Source organism: Actinomyces sp. HMSC075B09, from assembly GCF_001812395.1.
GTDB classification, from domain to species: domain Bacteria; phylum Actinomycetota; class Actinomycetes; order Actinomycetales; family Actinomycetaceae; genus Gleimia; species Gleimia europaea.
This window is the reverse complement of record NZ_KV808739.1, coordinates 108,190-112,229: the sequence shown is the minus strand read 5'-3', so window position 1 is coordinate 112,229 and position 4,040 is coordinate 108,190. Positions and strand designations below refer to the sequence as shown.

The following is a 4,040-nucleotide window of genomic DNA, read 5'->3' as shown; positions in this document are numbered from 1 at the left end:
AACTACTATGCAAACCACTACCAACCCCACACACAAAACACCCCCTATGGTGAGTGCGCGTGTGTGCAGCAAACACTGGTGGTAAACCATTTTGGTCGTTACTAGCGTGTTTTGCAGGTTGGCTGATATTTTTGCGGTGGTCATAGCCACGGGGAAACGCCCAGAATCCCATTCCGAACCTGGAAGCTAAGCCCGTGAACGCCGATGGTACTGCACCTGGTAGGGTGTGGGAGAGTAGGAAACCACCGCTATTATTCTTTATTTTTGAGGGGTCCTAACCAGTGTTTGGTTAGGACCCCTCAAAACAATTCACCCACCCTAACCCAAACCCGCTGCACTGCCACCAATACTGCGTGTCCACCACACCGTCACGGAATATTTAGCATCCGGAGCATACTGCGCTGAGCCCCACGTTAAGGGCCGCGGTTTCTATTTGTGGACTATGTCGTCGTGGCTGTGGCGGAATCCTGCTGGTTCTAACTGCAGCGTTGTGTGCGTTAGAGAGACGCCATGGTGTTCGCGCAAACATTCCTCGGCGTTCAGTAGCACATCAAGACCATGACCTTGTGCAAAGCACTCGTCGGAGAGAATGATGTGGGCGCTGAACGTGTTTTGACCCGTACCAATGGTCGACGCATGCATATCGTGCACGTCCACAACATGCTCTAGACCAAGTAGATGCTTGCGAACCTCATCGAGGTCAAGTTCTTTTGGAGTGAACTCCATCAGAATGCGGGCGGCCGAACGTAGGATCACCACGGCCCTCGGCACAATGAGCGCGGCGATAATAAGGCTCGCAATCGAATCTGCCTGATGCCATCCTGTAGTACTAATGATGATCGCTGACGCGATGACCGCGACCGAGCCAAGAGCATCATTTAGAACCTCAAGGAACGCGGCCCGCATGTTTAGATTGTGCTCGCGCGCTCCGGAGAGCACGATAAGACTGGCGATATTACCAAGCAAACCTATGATTCCTACCATCAGCAGGCCCATGCCTTCGATTTGAGGAGGAATGATGAAGCGGCGGATCGCCTCTGCCACCGCGTACACGCCAACTCCGATGAGGATGATTGCCTGCATTGCAGCGGCGAGCACCTCGGCGCGCGCCCACCCCCAAGTGCGTTGTTTACTTGCCTGTCTGACCGCGAGTTTGGCGGCGATGAGAGCCATACCCAAACCAAGAAGATCAGTTAGCACGTGTCCGAGGTCAACGAGGACGGCGAGGCTCGAAGTTACTACAGCGCCGATCACCTCTACAATCATGACCGTTGCAGTGACCCCAAATGCGAACCAAAGTCTGTTGGTTGGCGCGCCTGCTCCGTGGTTATGCTCGTGGCTCACTGTTCATCTCCTGTGCCGTTTCCTTATGGTATCTATCTTAGTCTTTTACCGGCGAGTCATACTAAGCGGTTGCCGTAGCGCAACTAGGGTATGAAGCTCCATTTTACGGGAGCCTTCGCGATGGATACGACGGCCACTTTGACGGTGCCGCGCAGTTCGAAATCTCCATGCGCGGGAATCCACATTGCGCTACCTCGTGCAAGCGTCTCTTGATTGACAAAGCCGTTACCATCGATGGCGACTACGACTGTGTCGGCGGCTGCTGCACCTCGTAGCCTCCCTCCACTTGCATCAGCGACGTCTAAGCGGAAGTCCTCTACATCGGGTTGATATGTGAGGACGTGAATGCCGCATTCGGGATGTTTAACTGGTTCCACAAGGGTGGGAGCAGAAGAGCGCAGGTTTGCAGTGGATAGGAGGCCCTCGACGTCGATGTGCTTATTGGTGAGGCCCGCGCGGATCGTGTTTGCCGATGAAGACATAACCTCGAATCCCACGCCGGACAGGTACGAGTGAATGGTGCCTGAGGGAGTGAAGAGGGCCTGGCCTGGCTCTAGGTCGAGGATGTTCATCAACGCGGCCACGAGCAGAGATGACTGGCCGGGAAAAAACGAGTGCACGAACTCAAGCATGCCTGCGCGTTTAGCAATTGCGGGGTCCGAGTGACGGGCTAGTTCGCCGCATCGACGCGCGTATTCCTCCACGTGTTCGATGGGCGGTTTCAACCCGTCGCGTAGAGCTGACGCGGCAGGGCGTTCCAGGCCTTGCTCACGAATCAGCTTGGCAATATGCAAAGACAGTGGAGTGGAAACTTCTTCGTTGAATCGAATGAGTTCTTGCTCCGGTGCAAAACCAACTAGCGTCCGCCATGGGGTGAGGGCGAGGAGCATCTCCGGCTTGTGATTGCGGTCCACAAACACTCGATCAGGTGAGCTCAATGGAATACCGAGTTTGTTTTCTCGGTCGAATCCCGCTTCGGCCTCTTCTATGGATGGATGCACCTGTATTGAAAGGGGCTTTGCGGGTGCGATTAGCTTCGCAAGGTAGGGGAAGCCGTCAACGTGGGCGCCTTTCCCGCGGGGAGCTACGACGTCTTCGAGGAGCGTTCCATCTTCGAGCTGTGACGGACCGCCGCGGTGGGTGCCGTACCAAATTTCAGCAAGCGGCTCGCCATCTGCAGGCGTGCCACAAAAGTCGTGGAGCGCATGCAGGTCACCCCAGTCGTAACGCATGGGGTAGCCGGAGATTCTACGTGCCGTTGGATTCAATCGATCTCGCTTTCATTACCGGCATTCAGTATAACTAAAAGCCCGTTTCGTCGTGTTTTCGATCAAGCGCGTCGAGTGAGGTTCTGCTGCCCCGTCTGACCCTACGCTACTTCGCGCTCACTGCGGGTACACCGCTTTGGGATGCATGAGAGAATCAGATTATGCACTTGGTTGTCACTGGAGGAGCGGGCTTTATCGGGTCCAACTTCACGTCGTTGGCTTTGGCTAAGGGGGCTAACGTCACGGTGCTAGATGCTCTCACTTATGCCAGTGGCAGGCAGTTCGTTGAGGCAGACATGAAGCTGTATCCGAACAGGTGCAAGCTTGTTGTAGATAGCATCTTGAATCGGGAAACCGTTTACGACCTCGTGCGCGACGCCGATGCTGTGGTCCACTTTGCGGCAGAATCGCACAATGATAATTCTCTACGAGATCCCCTGTTGTTTATGCGTACGAACGTGGACGGCACGGCGATGCTTCTCGAGGCCGCCCGCGAGTTCGACGTGCGTTTTCACCACGTCTCAACCGACGAGGTGTATGGCGATCTGCCATTGAACACCCACCAGAAGTTCACAGAAGAAAGCCCGTACCGGCCATCCTCGCCATATTCGGCTTCGAAGGCGGCGGCAGATCATTTGGTGCGAGCCTGGGTGCGTTCATTTGGATTGCGAGCCACGATTTCTAACAGCTCGAATAATTTTGGGCCTCGTCAGCACGTGGAAAAGTTGATTCCTCGAACTATAACGGAACGTCTGCTTGGTCGGTGTCCGCGCATCTATGGAACAGGCCAAAACGTTCGCGATTGGATCCATGTTGACGACCATAACGAGGCCGTGTGGCAGATCCTCCAACACGGGCAGGTTGGCAGGACTTACCTAATTGGGGTGGAACAGCAGCGGTCGAATTTAGAGGTCGTGAAGTGCATCAATACCCTTATGGGCGCTGACGAGAACGACTTCGAGTTTGTTGCGGATAGGCCGGGACATGACCGCAGGTATGCGCTGGATGCGCAGCGGATTCGTGCCGATCTTGGGTGGGCTCCCACGCGCCTAGGTTTCGAGGACGAGCTTGCAAACACGATTCAGTGGTATGAGCAGAACCGCTCCTGGTGGGAGCCGATGAAAGCATCTACGGAGCTGTGCCTATTGAAGCAGGGGTACTGAAACCCGCCCCTTCTGGCCGTCGGCGACGTTTTGACCATAACCCCAGCCTCGTCTCCAACGACCGTGAGGGGAAGTGGCAAATCGAGGGGTAGTTTTTGCCACTTTGGGTCGGAATACTGTTTGGGATGGTTGCTCGATTCGGTATTCAGAGGGGAAGTGCCGAATCTGAGGGTAGTTTTTGCCACTTTGGGTCAGAATACTGCGTGAGGCGGTGGCTGTAACCAGGTGTGTGAGGGGAAGTGGCAAATCGGGGGATAGTTTTTGC

At 55.1% G+C, this 4,040-nt stretch carries 3 protein-coding genes and 1 rRNA gene; 2 read left to right on the top strand and 2 right to left on the bottom strand.

Translation table 11 applies throughout. The features are described from left to right. The first annotated feature begins 132 nt into the window (after positions 1 to 132). Positions 133 to 251: ribosomal RNA gene (gene rrf, locus HMPREF2854_RS06465) — 5S ribosomal RNA — on the top strand. Between the two features lie 178 nt (positions 252 to 429). Here rrf and HMPREF2854_RS06460 read toward each other — a convergent pair. Both HMPREF2854_RS06460 and manA read right to left on the bottom strand, forming a co-directional pair. After that, positions 430 to 1,344: a cation diffusion facilitator family transporter gene (locus HMPREF2854_RS06460; protein WP_070620658.1), complete on the bottom strand. Its 915-nt coding sequence runs from the start codon at positions 1,342 to 1,344 to the stop codon at positions 430 to 432. Between the two features lie 83 nt (positions 1,345 to 1,427). After that, the gene (gene manA, locus HMPREF2854_RS06455; protein ID WP_148130919.1) at positions 1,428 to 2,612 is read right to left on the bottom strand and encodes a mannose-6-phosphate isomerase, class I; all 1,185 of its coding nucleotides are present in this window, start codon (positions 2,610 to 2,612) and stop codon (positions 1,428 to 1,430) included. Between the two features lie 161 nt (positions 2,613 to 2,773). Between manA and rfbB the strand changes: the two genes are divergently transcribed. Next, a complete protein-coding gene (gene rfbB, locus HMPREF2854_RS06450; protein ID WP_070620652.1) occupies positions 2,774 to 3,775 on the top strand; it encodes a dTDP-glucose 4,6-dehydratase in 1,002 nt (333 codons plus the stop codon). Positions 3,776 to 4,040 lie beyond the last annotated feature (265 nt).